Source organism: Pseudomonas sp. RIT411, from assembly GCF_003057735.2.
In the GTDB taxonomy this organism is placed as follows: Bacteria; Pseudomonadota; Gammaproteobacteria; order Pseudomonadales; family Pseudomonadaceae; genus Chryseomonas; species Chryseomonas oryzihabitans.
In genome coordinates this window covers 29,332-45,220 of sequence record NZ_QBIZ02000018.1, presented here as the reverse complement: position 1 = coordinate 45,220, position 15,889 = coordinate 29,332, and the positions used below count along the sequence as shown (strand labels likewise).

The following is a 15,889-nucleotide window of genomic DNA, read 5'->3' as shown; positions in this document are numbered from 1 at the left end:
TGGTCGAGACGCCTGGTTTAGACCTTGGCGCGCGACTTGTACTCGTTGGTACGGGTGTCGATCTCGATGTGGTCACCGATATCGCAGAACTCGGAGACCTTCAGCTCGTAGCCGTTGTTCAGGCGAGCGGTCTTCATGACCTTGCCCGAGGTGTCGCCGCGAACGGCCGGCTCGGTGTAGGCGATCTGGCGCACGATGGTGGTGGGCAGTTCGATGGAGATGACGCGGTCGTTGTAGAACACCGCTTCGCAGACGTCGGTCATGCCGTCTTCGATGAAGGCGATGGCTTCGCCCAGGTCGTCCTTCTCCACTTCGTACTGGTTGTAGTCGGCGTCGACGAAGACGTACAGGGGATCGGCGAAGTAGGAATAGGTTACTTCCTTGCGATCCAGAATCACCGGCTCGAGCTTGTCGTCGGCGCGGAAGACGGTCTCGGTCGCGCTGCCGGAGAGCAGGCTCTTCAGCTTCATCTTGACCACTGCAGCGTTACGGCCGGACTTGTTGTATTCAGCTTTCTGGATGACCCAGGGAGCGTTATCGATCATGGCCACTTGGCCGGCACGGAACTCTTGTGCGGTTTTCATGCGGTTATCCGTATGGATGGAAGAACGGGATTTCGAGGCGCCATATGATAGCCAATCTGTATGGAAATGCACCAGGCTGGCGGCAAGATCGCTGTGAGAAGCCATCCGATCGCTCCAGTCACGCGCCAGCAGACGCCAGTTTTCGACCTGTGCGTCCAGCGCCGACCAGGCCGCAGCCAGGTCGCCACGACCGTTCCAGGCCAGCCACAGGGCACTGACCGCCGCGCCCAGTTCAGGGGTGCCGGACGCCACATAGCGCGCCAGGAAGGCCTCGAGCTTGACGAAGTGGGCGTCCTCTTCCTGCGGATAGATGTGCCAGACGAACGGATGCGCGGCCCATTGCGCGCGGACGAAGGAGTCCTCGCCGCGGATGGCATTGAAGTCGCAGCACCACAGCAGGCGGTCGTATTGCTGCTGGGAGACGAAGGGCAGCACCTGCACCCGCAGCGCGCCACGGCCGTGGCTGTCGCCGGCCTTGAGCCAGTCGACGCCCAGCCAGGCGGCGACGTTGGCCAGCACGCGCCCCTCCGGCACCAGCAGGCAGGTCGGTCGATTACCGGCGCTCAGGGCGTCGAGCCAGTCGATCAGCGCCGGATTCTCGTAGGCGAACAGCGAGAACAGGCGCTCGCCCGGTTGCCGGTGGACACCCAGCCCGGCAAGGAAATCGTCCCGCGTCGCGGCCGCCTGCTGGAAGCCGTCCCGCTGCTCGAGCAGGTCTCGCTCGCGCAGCAGACCACCGACCTTGGCGGTAAAGCCCGGAAAGAAGAAGTACTTGTTCAGCCCGGTGGGCTGCAGCGACGGCAGGGCGTGACAGCCTTCGATCCACTCCTCGGCGCTCAGGTATTCTAGATTGAGCCAGAGCGGTCGCTCGGCGCGCCCCGCCATGGCGGTGATGAAGCCTTCCGGCAACTGGCAGGCGAAGGCCTCCACCACCACGTCGCCCGGCTCGGCCGGCGTCCAGTCGGCATGCCAGAGGCGTACCTCGACCCCGCGATGCCACTGCTGCTCGGCCGTGCCATCGACCCCCGGCTGGATCCGCGCCAGGGGATAGAGGTCGTCGATCCAGAGGCGGACCTGCTGTCCATGCTCGGCGACCAGCTGATGGGCCAGACGCCAGGTGATACCCGCGTCCCCATAGTTGTCCACCACTGTGCAGAAGATGTCCCAGGCTGCCATGCCATACCTCTAAGTCATTGATATCGAATCGTGTTTCGCTTCAGCCAGCGGGTGATGCGCGGCAGATTCCAGTGAACCCAGTCACACCGCGCCCCCAGGCGGGTCGGTAGTATCCGCGCTTTTTCGGACGGATTCTCCATGTCGTTGCGCCCCGCCCTGCTGTTCTGCCTGAGCCTGGCTTCCCTGAGCGCCCTGGCGACACCCCAGCCACCCCGCACCTTCAGCGAAGCCAAGGTGGTCGCGACCAAGGTCTATGCCAAGCAGGGCGTGGACTTCTATTGCGGCTGCCACTACAGCGGCAAGACCGTGGATCTGAAGAGCTGCGGCTACGTCCCGCGCAAGAGCGCCCAGCGCGCCAGCCGCATCGAGTGGGAGCACATCGTGCCGGCGTGGGTGATCGGTCACCAGCGTCAGTGCTGGCAGAAAGGCGGTCGCAAGAACTGCACGGCCAGCGATCCGGTGTACCAGAAGGCCGAGGCCGATCTCTTCAACCTGGTGCCGGTAGTCGGCGAGGTCAATGGCGATCGCAGCAACTTCGCCTTTGGCTGGCTGCCGCAGAAACCCAGCCAGTACGGCGCCTGCCAGATGGTGGTGGACTTCAAGGCCAAGACCGCCATGCCGCGTCCGGAGATCCGCGGCATGGTCGCCCGCACCTACTTCTACATGAGCGATCGCTACGGCCTGCGGCTGTCCAAGCAGGACAGCCAGCTGTACACCGCCTGGACCAAGCAGTACCCGCCCGAGGCCTGGGAGCGCCAGCGCAATCAGCGCCTGGCCTGCATCATGGGCCATGGCAATCCCTACGTGGGCCAGACCAAGGCCTGCAAGTAGCGCGACTCAGGCAGCGGTTGGAATACCGCTGTGGAATCTCAGCTCGCTATCGCTTGAGGTGATCAGTTCCACCTCCAGGGCGCGAACCTCGGCGATCTTGGCGTCGACGTCATCGCGCTCGCCATAGAGATAGGCGAGCTTGAGATAGTCCTGGAAATGCCGGGCCTCGGAGGCCAGCAGGCCGCTGTAGAACTTGCCCAGCTCCGCGTCCAGATGGGGCGCCACCGCACCGAAGCGCTCGCAGGAGCGGCATTCGATGAAGGCACCGATCACCAGGCTGTCGGTCAGCTTCAGCGGCTCATGGTTGCGGCAGAGCTTGCGCAGGGCGCCGGCATAGCGCGCCGAGCTGACGTTGCGATGCTCGATGCCGCGGCGCTTCATGATCTGCAGCACCTGTTCGAAGTGGCGCAACTCTTCACGGGCGATGCGCGACATCTTCCAGGACAGTTCGGCGCGATTGGAATAGGTGAACAGATAGTGGAAGGCGGCGCCGGCGGCCTTCTTCTCGTTGTTGGCGTGGTCCTGCAGCAGCGTCGGCAGATCCTGCAGCGCGGCCTCGACCCAGGCATCCGGCGTACGGCAACCGAGGAATTCGTTCATCTCGGGCAAGGACATCAGCGTAATCCCGTGCAAAAGCCGCGTATTATAGAGAAAGGCGCGCGCCTGGGCAGCGCCGCTCGCCTGCTGACGCTCAGACGCGGCTGTCGACGCCTTCGAGCAGGAAGCGCGGGGCGATGTAACGGTCGTAGTGGGCTTCGGAGAGCAGGAAGAATTCCCGGTCGATGGCGTCGCGCAACTCGGCCAGCGGGCGCTCGCGAAATTCCGGCAGGAGGCGTACCCCATAGGCGTCCAGCTGCTGGATATGGCGCGCACCCCGGGCCAGCAACTGATAGGCCCAGCAATACTCGGACTGATCCGGCCGGAAACGGATGCTGCGCTGCTGCAACTGCTGGCGCAACAGCCCCGCATCGAAGACATCGACCTTGGCCGACACCACCTGCACCAGCAGCAGCTCCAGGCGCGCCCAGACGGCGCGACGCTCCTCTTCGCCGTAGAGATTCCAGTTCACCACCTCGTGGTGGAATCTCTTGCAACCACGGCAGACGTGGTCGCCGAACATCGTCGAGCACAGGCCGACGCAGGGCGTCTTGATGACAGGAGCGGGCATGGGCGGCAAGCCTTGGAGCAAAACGCCTAGTCTAGCCGGAAACGGCAACGACCGGCGCGGGTGGCCCGCGCCGGTCGTGCAGAACCTCAGGTCAAATCACACCGCGGTGACGCCGCGGCTCGGCAGCGGGCTGGCGCTGCGCCGGCTCAGGGCATAGAAGAACAGCCCGCCGAGGAAGCAGCCGGTGAACCAGGCGAAGTTGGCGATCGGCTTGAACCAGGGCACGAAGGTGAAGCACAACCCGATCAGCGCCGCGGCCACCAGCGCCTGGACCGCGACCCAGTTGACGCCACCGCTGTACCAGTAAGCGCCCTGCGGGGAATCGTCGAACAGGGCATCGACGTCGATCCGGCCCTTGCGCAGCAGGTAGTAGTCCACCAGCAGGATGCCGAACAGCGGGCCGATGCAGGCGGCCAGGACATCCAGGGTGTAGTGGATCACCTCAGGGTTGTTGAACAGGTTCCAGGGGGTGATGAAGATCGACGCCACGGCCGCGATCATGCCGCCGGCGCGCCAGCTGATCTTGCTCGGCGCCACGTTGGCGAAGTCGAAGGCCGGCGAGACGAAGTTGGCGACGATGTTGATGCCGATGGTGGCGGTCACGAAGGTGAAGGCGCCCAGCAGCACCGCGGTGGTGTTGTCGATACGGGCCACGGTGGCGATGGGGTCGTGGATCATCTCGCCGAATACCGGCAAGGTGCCGGAGACGATCACCACGGTGACCAGGGAGAAGGCCAGGAAGTTGATCGGCAGGCCCCAGAAATTGCCGCGCCGCACATCCTGCATGGAGCGGCAGTAGCGACTGAAGTCACCGAAATTAAGCGTGGGCCCGGAGAAGTAGGACACCACCAGGGCGATGGCGACGATCACCTGGCCAAAGGCCGCCCAGCCGGTCAGCTGCTTTTCCGCCAGGGTGAAGCTGATGTTGCTCCAGCCGGCGCGCCAGACGATCCAGGCGGCGAGCAGGAACATCACCGCATAGACGGCGGGACCGGCCCAGTCGATGAAGCGGCGGATGGACTCCATGCCCGCCCAGAAGACGCAGGCCTGCAGGAACCAGAGAGTGAGGAAGCCACCCCAGCCCAGGTAGGAAAGGCCCAGGAAGCTGCTGTCGCCATAGACCGCCAGCGCGGGAAAGAAGCGCAGCACCACGATGACCAGGGCGCTGGAGGCCAGGTAGGTCTGGATGCCGTACCAGGCGACCGCGATCAGGCCACGGATCACCGCCGGAATGTTCGCGCCGAAGACGCCGAAGGCCAGCCGGCAGATAACCGGATAGGGGACGCCGGCCTGCTGGCTGGGCCGGGCGACCAGGTTGGCGACCACCTGCACGATGCAGATCCCCACCAGCAGCGCGATCAGCACCTGCCAGCTGGCCAGCCCTAGGGCGAACAGGCTGGCGGCGAAGACATAGCCACCGACGCTGTGCACGTCGCTCATCCAGAAGGCAAAGATGTTGTACCAGCTCCATTTCTGCTCGACCGGGCCGAGGTCTTCGTTGTACAGGCGCGGGCTGTAGCCCGGGGGAATCTGCTGGTTCATGAATCGCCTCCTCCGTGGTGGCGAGCACCTGCATACGGCGCTCGCCTTGTTTTGTATACAATCCACCAGGCAGAGAACGTGCCAGCTACCGAAAAATGTCCTTAACCTCCTGGCTCGATAGAGAATTTTGAGGAAAAGAGGCTCTAACCCAGGCCTGCAGGCGTTACCGCAGATGCACTTCTCTGGGGCGTTTGGTGGCAGACAGGCGCTACCTTGGCGCACGGGGCGGAACGCATTCGCCCATCGTCGTCGCCCGAGACTTTGTATACAATTCAGGCAAATCGCCGGAGTCAGCCCATGAGTGCAGTACCCTCGCCGCTCGCCGTTGCCGCCTCGCCCCGGGACGAACGGATCTACCAGGACATTCTCGAAGCCATCGTCGAGCATCGGCTGACCCCGGGCACCCGGCTGCCGGAAGACACCCTGGCGGAAACCTTCGGCATCAGCCGCACCGGCATTCGCAAGGTGCTGCAGCGGCTGGCCCTGGAGCGGCTGGTGACCCTGCGCGCCAATCGCGGCGCCCAGGTCGCCCAGCCCAGCGCCAAGGAGGCCCAGGACATCCTCGCCGCGCGCCAACTGATCGAACCGGCGCTGATGCCGCTGGTGGCCGCCCGCGTCGACAGCGCCCAGCTCGCGCCCCTACGGCAACTGTGCCTCGAAGAGCACGAAGCGCAGCATGGCGGCCGCCACAGCCTGGCGATCCAGCTGTCCGCGCGCTTTCACGTCGAACTCGCCGCCCTGGCCGACAACCAGGTGCTGACCGAACAGGTCGCCCAACTGGCCAGTCGCTCTTCGCTGCTGATCGCCATCTATGGCTCGCGGCACAGCCTGGGCTGCGATTGCGGTCAGCACGAAGACCTGCTGGACCTGCTCGCCCGCGGCGACGGCACGGCCGCCAGCGAGTGGATGGCGCAGCACCTGCGCCTCATCCGCGAATCCCTCCGGATCGACCGGCCCACGGCCGCCGAGCCCGATTTCCGCAGCATCTTCAAACGCAGCTGAGGCTCCCATGCAGATTCAGGTCATCAATCCCAACACCAGCGCCAGCATGACCGCCAAGATCGGTCGCGCGGCCCAGGCCATTGCCCGACCGGGCACCACCATTCTCGCCAGCAATCCGGACGCCGGTCCGGTGTCCATCGAAAGTCACTACGACGAGGCCGTGGCCGCGGTCGGGGTGATCGAAGAGATGCGCAAGGGCGTCGAGGCCGGCTGCGCGGCCCACGTCATCGCCTGCTTTGGCGATCCGGGCCTGCTGGCCGCGCGGGAAATGGCCCAGGGGCCGGTACTGGGCATCGCCGAGGCCGGCTTTCACCTGGCCAGCCTGCTGGCCACCCGCTTCGCGGTGGTGACCACCCTCACCCGCACGCGCATCATCGCCGAGCACCTGCTGCAGCGTTACGGCTTCGCCGAGCTGTGCACCTCGGTGCGCTGCATCGACCTGCCGGTGCTGGCCCTGGAAGCCGCCGACGACAGCCTGATCGAACTGATCGCCGCCGAGGGCCGCCGCGCCCGTGACGAGGAAGGCGCCGGCGCCATCGTGCTCGGCTGTGGCGGCATGGCCGATCTGCGCGAGGCCCTGAGCGAAGCCATCGGCATTCCGGTGATCGAAGGCGTCAGCGCCGCGGTCAAGCTGGCCGAATCCCTGGTCGACTTGGGCCTGGGCACCAGCAAGCACGGTGACCTGGCCTACCCCATCGCCAAACCCTTCAGCGGACGCTTCGCGCACCTGGGCCGGTAGCAGCCTGCGGCCAAGGTATAATCAGCCTAAGCAGCGATGCGACAACGCGGCGCTTAACTTCGCTCGAGGCTTGGCGTAGAATTAGGCAGCCTTATAGGCGCAATGTCCGATACGAAGCTGTTTTCAAAGCGTCACGAGCAAAGTATCCGGCGATCCGGCAGCGGCGGCCTCATCAACCGCCCTGCTGCCGATCAGCTTTTCAGCAGCCGGCGTAAAACTTTGAAAACAGCTTCCAGCGGAATGCGTCCGGCGCGACGGCGGTCCTGCCCGCAGCCTCCCCCGTCTTACCCTGCCGGATACATTTCGGGGCGCCAGCCCCCGGACGCAATATTGGACCACTGATGAGGGTCAACCTGTGCTTGAAGCCTATCGTAAACACGTAGAAGAGCGTGCCGCCCAGGGCATCGTGCCCCAGCCGCTGAACGCCGAGCAAACGGCCGGTCTGGTCGAACTGCTGAAGAATCCCCCGGCCGGCGAAGAAGAATTCCTCGTCGACCTCGTTACCAACCGCGTGCCGCCGGGCGTCGACGAAGCCGCCTACGTCAAGGCCGGTTTCCTCTCCGCCATCGCCAAGGGCGAAGCCCAGTCCCCGCTGATCTCCAAGCAGCGCGCCACCGAGCTGCTGGGCACCATGCAGGGCGGCTACAACATCGCCACCCTGGTCGAGCTGCTGGACGACGCCGAACTGGGCGCCGTGGCCGCCGAACAACTCAAGCACACGCTGCTGATGTTCGACGCCTTCCACGACGTGGCCGAGAAGGCCAAGGCGGGCAATACCCACGCCAAGGCCGTCATGCAGTCCTGGGCCGAGGGCGAGTGGTACAAGAAGCGTCCGGAAATCGCCGAGAAGTACACCCTGACCGTGTTCAAGGTGCCGGGCGAAACCAACACCGACGACCTCTCTCCTGCGCCTGACGCCTGGTCGCGTCCGGACATCCCGCTGCACGCCCTGGCCATGCTGAAGATGGCTCGCGACGGCATCGTGCCCGAGCAGCAAGGCAGCATCGGTCCGCTGAAGCAGATCGAGGAAGTGCGTGCCAAGGGCTTCCCGGTCGCCTATGTCGGTGATGTGGTCGGTACCGGTTCGTCCCGTAAGTCCGCCACCAACTCGGTGCTGTGGTTCTTTGGCGACGACATCCCCTACGTGCCCAACAAGCGCGCCGGTGGTTTCTGCTTCGGCTCCAAGATCGCCCCGATCTTCTACAACACCATGGAAGACGCCGGCGCCCTGCCGATCGAATTCGACGTGTCGGAGCTGGAAATGGGCGACGTCATTGACGTCTATCCCAAGGCCGGCAAGGTCACCCGCCACGGCAGTGACGAGGTGCTCGCCACCTTCGAACTCAAGACCCCCGTGCTGTTGGACGAAGTCCGCGCCGGCGGCCGTATCCCGCTGATCGTCGGCCGCGGCCTGACCGAGAAGGCGCGTGCCGAACTGGGCATGGGTCCGACCGACCTGTTCAACAAGCCGGACCAGCCGGCCGAGAGCAGCAAGGGCTACACCCTGGCGCAGAAGATGGTCGGCAAGGCCTGCGGCGTCGAGGGCGTGCGCCCCGGCACCTACTGCGAACCGAAGATGACCACCGTCGGTTCCCAGGACACCACTGGCCCGATGACCCGCGACGAGCTGAAGGACCTGGCCTGCCTGGGCTTCTCGGCTGATCTGGTGATGCAGTCCTTCTGCCACACCGCGGCCTATCCCAAGCCCATCGACGTCAAGACCCACCACACCCTGCCGGATTTCATCCGCACCCGTGGCGGCGTCTCCCTGCGTCCGGGCGACGGCATCATCCACAGCTGGCTGAACCGCATGCTGCTGCCCGACACCGTCGGCACCGGTGGCGATTCCCACACCCGCTTCCCGATCGGCATCTCCTTCCCGGCCGGTTCCGGCCTGGTGGCCTTCGCCGCGGCCACCGGCGTCATGCCGCTGGACATGCCGGAGTCGGTCCTGGTGCGCTTCAAGGGCAAGATGCAGCCCGGGATCACCCTGCGTGACCTGGTGCATGCCATCCCCTACTACGCCATCCAGAAGGGCCTGCTGACCGTCGAGAAGAAGGGCAAGAAGAACATCTTCTCCGGCCGCATCCTCGAGATCGAAGGCCTGGAAGACCTGACCGTGGAGCAGGCGTTCGAGCTGTCCGATGCCTCCGCCGAGCGTTCCGCCGCCGGTTGCACCATCAAGCTGTCGCCCGAGTCGATCACCGAGTACCTGCAGTCCAACATCACCCTGCTGCGCTGGATGATCGAGGAAGGCTACGGTGACCCGCGCACCCTGGAGCGCCGCGCGCGCGCCATGGAAGCCTGGATCGCCAACCCGGAACTGCTCGCCGCCGATGCCGACGCTGAATACAGCGAAGTCATCGAGATCGACCTGTCCGAGGTCAACGAGCCGGTACTGTGCGCCCCGAACGATCCGGACGACGCCCGCCTGCTGTCCCAGGTGGCCGGCGACAAGATCGACGAGGTGTTCATCGGTTCCTGCATGACCAACATCGGCCACTTCCGCGCCGCCGGCAAGCTGCTGGACAAGGTCAAGGGTTCGATCCCGACCCGTCTGTGGCTGTCGCCGCCGACCAAGATGGACCAGCACCAGCTGACCGAGGAAGGCTACTACGGCATCTACGGCAAGGCCGGTGCGCGCATGGAAATGCCGGGCTGCTCGCTGTGCATGGGCAACCAGGCCCGCGTGGCCGCCAACGCCACCGTGGTCTCCACCTCCACCCGCAACTTCCCCAACCGCCTGGGCGACGGCGCCAACGTCTACCTGGCGTCGGCTGAGCTGGCAGCGGTGGCCTCGATCCTGGGCAAGCTGCCCACCGTCGAGGAGTACATGGAATACGCGAAGAGCATCGACAGCATGGCCGCGGACGTCTACCGCTACCTGAGCTTCGATCAGATCGCCGAATTCCGTGAAAGCGCGGAAAAGGCCCGCATCGCCGCCGTCGAAGTCTGACGTAGCGTTCGGTACTGAAAAACCGCCCCTCGGGGCGGTTTTTTTATGGGGATTTCGCCGTAGGGTCGACAACGCGAAGCTTGTCCACGTAGCCGTCGGGAGAGGCCTTGATGGCTGCCGGTGGAAAAGGCTGCGCCGTATTCCACGCTACGCGGGCAGCGGCATAGGCGCTGGTCTTAAGCGCCTGTTAACCCGGGTGCCGTTACCTTCGGCGCTCCAGCACGCCTCGGATACCTGCCATGAAACGTCTTGCGGTCATCACCCTGTCATTTTTCCTGCTTGCCCTCAGCCAGGCGAGTCTGGCGGCGGGTTGCATCAAGGGTGCCGTGGTCGGCGGGGTGGCCGGGCATGTCGCCGGTCACCATGCCATCGCCGGTGCGGTGGCCGGGTGCGTCATCGGCCACCACCTGGCGGCCAAGGCCAAGGAAGAGTCGCCGCATACTCATGGCTGAACGGCCGTCCGCCACCCACTACCGATTGCTGGGAGATCATCACTATGCCGCGCGCTCTGCTCGCCCTGCTGGTGTCTCTGGGTCTCTGGAGTGCCGCTGCCCTGGCCGCGGAGCCGATCGCTACCCGCTCCCTGGCGGCGGCCTATGGCGGGCGCCTGAAGATCGGCGCCGCCATCGAACCCGATCAGCTCGCGGGCCCCGACGGGGCGCTGCTGGCGCAGCAATTCGGCAGCCTGGTGGCCGAGAACGCCATGAAGCCCCTGCGCATCCATCCGCAGGAAGATCGCTATGTCTTCGGGCCGGCCGATGCCATCGTCGCCTTCGCCGAGCAGCACGGCCTGGCGGTGCGCGGCCATACCCTGCTCTGGGGCAGCCACACCCCGGACTGGTTCTGGCGGGGTGCCGACGGGCAGCCGGCCACCCGGGAGCAGGTTCTGCAGCGCCTGCGAGCGCATATCGCCACGGTGGTCGGCCACTACCGCGGGCGAGTCTATGCCTGGGACGTGGTCAACGAGGCCATAGACCCCAACCAGCCCAGTTGCCTGCGTGACGATCGCTGGCTGCAGGTGGTCGGTCCGGGCTATCTGGCCGAGGCCTTTCGCGCCGCCCATGCCGCCGATCCCCAGGCGCGCCTGTTCATCAACGAATTCAACACCCACGAGCCCGCCAAGCGCGACTGCCTGGCGCGGGTGGTCAAGGGCCTGCTGGCCGAGAGCGTGCCGGTGCAGGGCATCGGCCACCAGACCCATATCAGTATCTACTGGCCAGCGCTGGCGGCCATCGATCAGTCGCTCACCACCTTCGCCAAGCTGGGGATGGAAAACCAGATCACCGAGCTGGACATGAGTCTCTATCAGCACCACGACTACCACCCCGTACTCGGTCTGCCGCAGCGGCTGGACCTTCAGGCCGAACGCTATCGCGACTTCATGGCCATGGTCCTGAGGCACCCCGAGGTGAGCGCCGTGACCTGGTGGGGCGTGGCCGACGACCACAGCTATCTGAACAACCCGCCCGGCGTACCGGGAGACGACCAGCCGCTGCTGTTCGACCGCCACCAACGGCCGAAACCAGCCTACTGGGCCGTCCTGCATCAGGCGCCCCACCCGTAGCCTGGCGGCTGGCAGGCTCTGGCATGCGGCTTGTCCACGGAAGATTTGCACGAGGCAGCGAACCCCCGGAGCGCCGCCAGGTCAATTGTTACAGGACATTACTTCGCACCCACGAGAGGTCGCCACCATGAAGCTCCTGCCTACCCTTGCCCTGTCTGCTCTGCTGCTCGGCGCCAGCCAAGTTACCTTCGCCGCCGGTTGCGTCAAGGGCGCCGTGGTCGGCGGCGCCGCGGGTCATGTCGCCGGTGGTCACGGCGTCGCCGGTGCCGCCGCGGGCTGCGCCATCGGTCACCACGAGGCCAACAAGAAGGCCAAGGAAGAACAGCAGGCCGCGCCCAAGCAATAGTCGCAAGGCCCCGCCAGCACTGGCGGGCGGGGCCGATTTAACGCTTTCTTTACGCCCCGCCACCGCTCCCCGCCTCGCTTCTTTACACCCCTCCTCCCGACAATTTCTCCACGCGGCAACGGCCGTCTCTGGAGAACTCGCGATGACCCCCTGGAATCTTCTGGCCCTGCTCCTGGCACTGGGTCTGTTCGTCTATCTGCTGGCGGCGCTGTTGCGCGCCGGCCGGTCCTAGGGAGGCGGCATGGACAGCCAAGCCGCGTTCCTGATCCTGGCCTTCCTGGCCCTGACCTTTCTTCCCGCGCCCTTCCTCGGGCGCTACTTCTACCGCGCGCTGGAAGGCGAGCGGACCTGGCTGACCTTTGTCGGCGGGCCCCTGGAGCGCCTGACCCTCAAGGTGGTGGGCACCGATGGCCGTGGCCAGGACTGGCGCGCCTATGCCATTGCCCTGGTGCTGTTCAACCTGCTGGGGATCATCCTGCTGTTCGCCATCCTGCTGCTGCAGGGCGAACTGCCGCTCAATCCGCAGCACCTGCCCGGGCTCGAATGGACCCTGGCGCTGAACACCGCCATCAGCTTCGTCACCAACACCAACTGGCAGGCCTACAGCGGCGAAGCCTCGCTGAGCTACTTCAGCCAGATGGTCGGCCTGGGCGTGCAGAACTTCGTCAGCGCCGCGGTGGGCGTCGCCGTGCTGGCCGCGCTGGCCCGCGGCATCACCCGCCGCAGTGCCCAGGAGATCGGCAATTTCTGGGTCGATCTGTTTCGCGCCACCTTCTATGTGCTGCTGCCGCTGTGCGTGCCCCTGGCGCTGCTGCTGATCTGGCAGGGCGTGCCCCAGACCTTCGCCGCCTATGTCGATGCCACCACCCTGCAGGGCGCCAGCCAGACCCTGCCGCTGGGCCCGGCGGCCAGCCAGATCGCGATCAAGCAGCTGGGTACCAACGGCGGCGGCTTCTTTGGCGTCAACTCGGCGCACCCCTTCGAGAACCCCACGGCGCTGAGCGATCTGCTGGAGCTGTCGGCCATCCTGATGATTCCGGCCGCGCTGGTGTTCAGCTTTGGCCACTACGTCAAGGATCGGCGGCAGAGCTGGGCGATCTTCGCCGCCATGTTCGGCCTGCTGGTGGTCGGCGGCGCCGTGGCCATCGGTGCCCAGAATCACGCCAACCCCGCGCTGGCCGGTTTGTCGATCACCCAGGGGGCGTCCCTGGAAGGCCTGGAGACCCGCTTCGGCGGTACCGCCTCGGCGCTCTGGGCCACGGTGACCACGGCGGCATCGAACGGCTCGGTGAACGCCATGCATGACAGCCTGGCCCCCCTGACCGGCCTGATCGCCCTGTTCAACATGATGCTCGGCGAGGTGATCTTCGGCGGCGTCGGCGCCGGCCTCTACGGCATGTTGCTCAATGTGCTGATCGCCGTCTTCATCGCCGGCTTGATGGTGGGTCGTACCCCGGAATACCTGGGCAAGAAGCTGGAAGCCCCCGAGGTACGGCTGCTGGTGGCGACCCTGCTGGTCATGCCGCTGGGCGTACTGGTGCTGGGCGCCATCGCCGCCAGCGTTCCGGCCGGCGTGGCCGGGATCGGCGCGACGGGCCCCCATGGCTTCAGCCAGCTGCTCTATGCCTACACCTCGGCCACGGCCAACAACGGCTCGGCCTTTGGCGGCTTCAGCGCCAACACCCCCTTCCACAACCTGATGCTGAGCCTGGCCCTGCTGATCGGTCGCTTCGGCTACATCCTGCCGATCCTGGCCATCGCCGGCAGCCTGGCCGCCAAGCGACCCGTGCCGCTCGGCCCCAACAGCTTTCCCACCCACGGCCCGCTGTTCGTCACCCTGCTGGTGATCACCCTGCTGCTGGTGGGCGGCCTGACTTTCCTGCCGACGCTCGCCCTGGGGCCGATCGCCGACCATCTGCAACTGTTCGGAGTCCGCTGAAATGGATGCCCAGACCCACACCCTGCCCACTCCTACCCCTGGCACCCTGTGGCGCCAGGCGCTGCGGCAGGCCTTCGTCAAGCTCGACCCGCGCCAGCAGATCCGCTCGCCGGTGATGTTCGTGGTCGAGATCACCGCGCTGTTTTCCACCCTGCTGTGCCTGGCGCCGGACAATGGCGTGAACACCGGGGTGGCGGTGCAGATCACCCTCTGGCTGTGGTTCACCCTGCTGTTCGCCAACTTCGCCGAAGCCCTCGCCGAGGGACGTGGCAAGGCCCGCGCCGACAGCCTCAAGGGCATCGGCCAGAATCTCGCCGCCCGCCTGGAGGAAAACGGCGAGCACCGGATGGTGCCGGCCAGCTCGCTGCGCAAGGGCCAGATCGTGCGGGTGGAAGCCGGCGAACTGATCCCCGGTGACGGCGAGATCATCGAAGGCGTGGCCGCGGTCAACGAGGCGGCCATTACCGGGGAATCGGCACCGGTGATCCGCGAATCCGGTGGCGATCGCTCGGCAGTCACCGGCAACACCCGCGTGGTGTCGGACTGGATCCGGGTGCGCATCACCGCCAACCCCGGCGAGTCGACCCTGGACCGCATGATCGCCCTGGTGGAAGGCGCCAAGCGGCAGAAGACCCCCAACGAGGTCGCCCTGGACATCCTGCTGATCGGCCTGACGCTGATCTTCCTGCTGGTGGTGGTGACCCTGCAGCCTTTCGCTGCCCTGGCCGGTGGTGAGTTGCCGCTGCTGTTCCTGGTGGCGCTGCTGGTGACCTTGATCCCCACCACCATCGGCGGCCTGCTCTCGGCCATCGGTATCGCCGGGATGGATCGCCTGGTCCGACTGAACGTGATCGCCACCTCGGGGCGCGCCGTGGAAGCCGCCGGTGACGTCCATACCCTGCTGCTGGACAAGACCGGCACCATCACCTTCGGCAACCGCCGTTGCAGCGCCCTGTACGCTACCCCCGGCATCACGCCCAAGGGCTTGGCCGAGGGTGCGCTCTACGCCTCGCTGGCCGACGAGACCCCGGAAGGCCGCTCGATAGTGGAGTACCTGCGCAACCTGCACCCGCTGGAAGAGCCGCCGCGCGCCCAGGTTATCCCCATTCCCTTCAGCGCCGAGACGCGCCTGTCGGGCATCGACTGGCAGGGCCGCGAGTATCGCAAGGGTGCGGTGGACGCCGTGCTGATGTTTCTCGGCCAGACCCGCGCCGACCTGCCGGAGGTATTGGCCCGGGAGATCGAGACCATCGCCAAGAGTGGCGGCACCCCGCTGCTGGTCTGCGGCGAAGGCCGGCTGCTGGGCGCCATCCACCTCAAGGACGTGGTCAAGCCGGGCATCCGCGAGCGCTTCGCCGAGCTGCGTACCCTGGGCATCCGCACCGTGATGGTGACCGGCGACAACCCCCTGACCGCCACCGCCATCGCCGCCGAGGCCGGGGTGGACGACGTCATCGCCGAAGCCACGCCGGAAAAGAAGCTGGAGCGCATCCGCAGCGAACAGGCCGAGGGCAAGCTGGTGGCCATGTGCGGTGACGGCGCCAACGACGCCCCGGCGCTGGCCCAGGCCGATGTCGGCATGGCGATGAACGACGGCACCCAGGCCGCCCGCGAGGCCGCCAACCTGGTGGACCTGGATTCGGACCCCACCAAGCTGCTCGACGTGGTGCAGGTGGGCAAGGAACTGCTGGTGACCCGCGGCGCCCTGACCACCTTTTCGGTGGCCAATGACGTGGCCAAGTACTTCGCCATCCTGCCCGCGCTGTTCGCCGGCATCTATCCGCAGCTGAACGTGCTCAACGTAATGCACCTGGCCAGTCCGCAGAGCGCCATCCTGTCGGCCATCGTGTTCAACGCCCTGATCATCGTCGCGCTGATTCCCCTGGCGCTGCGCGGAGTGCGGGTCAAGGCCGCCAGCGCCGCCGCCCTGTTGCGCCGCAACCTGCTGATCTATGGGCTGGGCGGCATCGTCGTGCCCTTCGTCGGCATCAAAGCTATCGACCTGGCGCTCGGCGCCCTGGGTCTGGTCTGAGGAGACCGCC

The 15,889-nt window shown here is 66.1% G+C and carries 14 protein-coding genes and 1 pseudogene; 10 read left to right on the top strand and 5 right to left on the bottom strand.

The features are described 5' to 3' along the window. Positions 1–17: 17 nt before the first annotated feature. Both efp and earP read right to left on the bottom strand, forming a co-directional pair. A complete protein-coding gene (gene efp / locus DBY63_RS25050; RefSeq protein WP_007158497.1) occupies positions 18–584 on the bottom strand; it encodes an elongation factor P in 567 nt (188 codons plus the stop codon). Between the two features lie 48 nt (positions 585–632). After that, positions 633–1,760 (bottom strand): annotated as a pseudogene (earP, locus tag DBY63_RS25045) (elongation factor P maturation arginine rhamnosyltransferase EarP); the annotation flags it as partial. A 138-nt stretch (positions 1,761–1,898) separates the two neighbouring features. Here earP and DBY63_RS20300 point away from each other — a divergent pair. After that, on the top strand, positions 1,899–2,591 hold the full coding sequence (locus tag DBY63_RS20300; protein WP_007158498.1) for an endonuclease I family protein: 693 nt from the start codon (positions 1,899–1,901) through the stop codon (positions 2,589–2,591). Positions 2,592–2,597: 6 nt separating this feature from the next. Here the strand turns inward: DBY63_RS20300 and miaE are convergent, their stop codons facing one another. From miaE to DBY63_RS20285, 3 genes are all read right to left on the bottom strand, one after another. Then, positions 2,598–3,209 carry a tRNA isopentenyl-2-thiomethyl-A-37 hydroxylase MiaE gene (miaE, locus tag DBY63_RS20295; protein WP_161796600.1) on the bottom strand — a complete coding sequence of 204 codons (612 nt, stop codon included), beginning with the start codon at positions 3,207–3,209 and terminating at the stop codon, positions 2,598–2,600. Positions 3,210–3,282: 73 nt separating this feature from the next. Further along, entirely contained in the window at positions 3,283–3,759 is a 477-nt protein-coding gene (locus DBY63_RS20290; RefSeq protein ID WP_007158500.1) for a DUF1289 domain-containing protein, read from the bottom strand. A 96-nt stretch (positions 3,760–3,855) separates the two neighbouring features. Next, on the bottom strand, positions 3,856–5,301 hold the full coding sequence (locus DBY63_RS20285; RefSeq protein WP_108582706.1) for an NCS1 family nucleobase:cation symporter-1: 1,446 nt from the start codon (positions 5,299–5,301) through the stop codon (positions 3,856–3,858). Between the two features lie 297 nt (positions 5,302–5,598). Here DBY63_RS20285 and DBY63_RS20280 point away from each other — a divergent pair, with 297 nt between their 5' ends. From DBY63_RS20280 to kdpB, 9 genes are all read left to right on the top strand, one after another. After that, a complete protein-coding gene (locus tag DBY63_RS20280; protein WP_007158502.1) occupies positions 5,599–6,303 on the top strand; it encodes a GntR family transcriptional regulator in 705 nt (234 codons plus the stop codon). Between the two features lie 7 nt (positions 6,304–6,310). Further along, positions 6,311–7,042: an aspartate/glutamate racemase family protein gene (locus DBY63_RS20275; protein ID WP_027599521.1), complete on the top strand. Its 732-nt coding sequence runs from the start codon at positions 6,311–6,313 to the stop codon at positions 7,040–7,042. Positions 7,043–7,397: 355 nt separating this feature from the next. Next, positions 7,398–9,998 (top strand): bifunctional aconitate hydratase 2/2-methylisocitrate dehydratase, encoded by a 2,601-nt coding sequence (gene acnB / locus DBY63_RS20270; protein ID WP_042133928.1) that lies wholly within the window; start codon positions 7,398–7,400, stop codon positions 9,996–9,998. Between the two features lie 239 nt (positions 9,999–10,237). Then, positions 10,238–10,450, top strand: coding sequence for a hypothetical protein (locus DBY63_RS20265; protein WP_007158505.1), 213 nt, complete (start codon positions 10,238–10,240; stop codon positions 10,448–10,450). 44 nt (positions 10,451–10,494) lie between these two features. Beyond that, entirely contained in the window at positions 10,495–11,562 is a 1,068-nt protein-coding gene (locus tag DBY63_RS20260; RefSeq protein WP_108582707.1) for an endo-1,4-beta-xylanase, read from the top strand. 127 nt (positions 11,563–11,689) lie between these two features. Continuing rightward, a complete protein-coding gene (locus tag DBY63_RS20255) occupies positions 11,690–11,908 on the top strand; it encodes a hypothetical protein (RefSeq protein ID WP_007158508.1) in 219 nt (72 codons plus the stop codon). A 142-nt stretch (positions 11,909–12,050) separates the two neighbouring features. Beyond that, positions 12,051–12,140, top strand: coding sequence for a potassium-transporting ATPase subunit F (locus DBY63_RS25040; protein ID WP_017640468.1), 90 nt, complete (start codon positions 12,051–12,053; stop codon positions 12,138–12,140). Positions 12,141–12,149: 9 nt separating this feature from the next. Beyond that, entirely contained in the window at positions 12,150–13,847 is a 1,698-nt protein-coding gene (gene kdpA, locus DBY63_RS20245; RefSeq protein WP_027599524.1) for a potassium-transporting ATPase subunit KdpA, read from the top strand. Position 13,848: 1 nt separating this feature from the next. Then, a complete protein-coding gene (gene kdpB, locus DBY63_RS20240; protein ID WP_108582708.1) occupies positions 13,849–15,879 on the top strand; it encodes a potassium-transporting ATPase subunit KdpB in 2,031 nt (676 codons plus the stop codon). Positions 15,880–15,889 lie beyond the last annotated feature (10 nt).

Coding starts and splice junctions, on each gene's coding strand:
- efp (WP_007158497.1), bottom strand. CDS start 584: ATGAAAACCGCACAAGAGTTCCGTGCCGGCCAAGTGGCCATGATCGAT.
- DBY63_RS20300 (WP_007158498.1), top strand. CDS start 1,899: ATGTCGTTGCGCCCCGCCCTGCTGTTCTGCCTGAGCCTGGCTTCCCTG.
- DBY63_RS20290 (WP_007158500.1), bottom strand. CDS start 3,759: ATGCCCGCTCCTGTCATCAAGACGCCCTGCGTCGGCCTGTGCTCGACG.
- DBY63_RS20285 (WP_108582706.1), bottom strand. CDS start 5,301: ATGAACCAGCAGATTCCCCCGGGCTACAGCCCGCGCCTGTACAACGAA.
- DBY63_RS20280 (WP_007158502.1), top strand. CDS start 5,599: ATGAGTGCAGTACCCTCGCCGCTCGCCGTTGCCGCCTCGCCCCGGGAC.
- DBY63_RS20275 (WP_027599521.1), top strand. CDS start 6,311: ATGCAGATTCAGGTCATCAATCCCAACACCAGCGCCAGCATGACCGCC.
- DBY63_RS20265 (WP_007158505.1), top strand. CDS start 10,238: ATGAAACGTCTTGCGGTCATCACCCTGTCATTTTTCCTGCTTGCCCTC.
- DBY63_RS20260 (WP_108582707.1), top strand. CDS start 10,495: ATGCCGCGCGCTCTGCTCGCCCTGCTGGTGTCTCTGGGTCTCTGGAGT.
- DBY63_RS20255 (WP_007158508.1), top strand. CDS start 11,690: ATGAAGCTCCTGCCTACCCTTGCCCTGTCTGCTCTGCTGCTCGGCGCC.
- DBY63_RS25040 (WP_017640468.1), top strand. CDS start 12,051: ATGACCCCCTGGAATCTTCTGGCCCTGCTCCTGGCACTGGGTCTGTTC.
- kdpA (WP_027599524.1), top strand. CDS start 12,150: ATGGACAGCCAAGCCGCGTTCCTGATCCTGGCCTTCCTGGCCCTGACC.
- kdpB (WP_108582708.1), top strand. CDS start 13,849: ATGGATGCCCAGACCCACACCCTGCCCACTCCTACCCCTGGCACCCTG.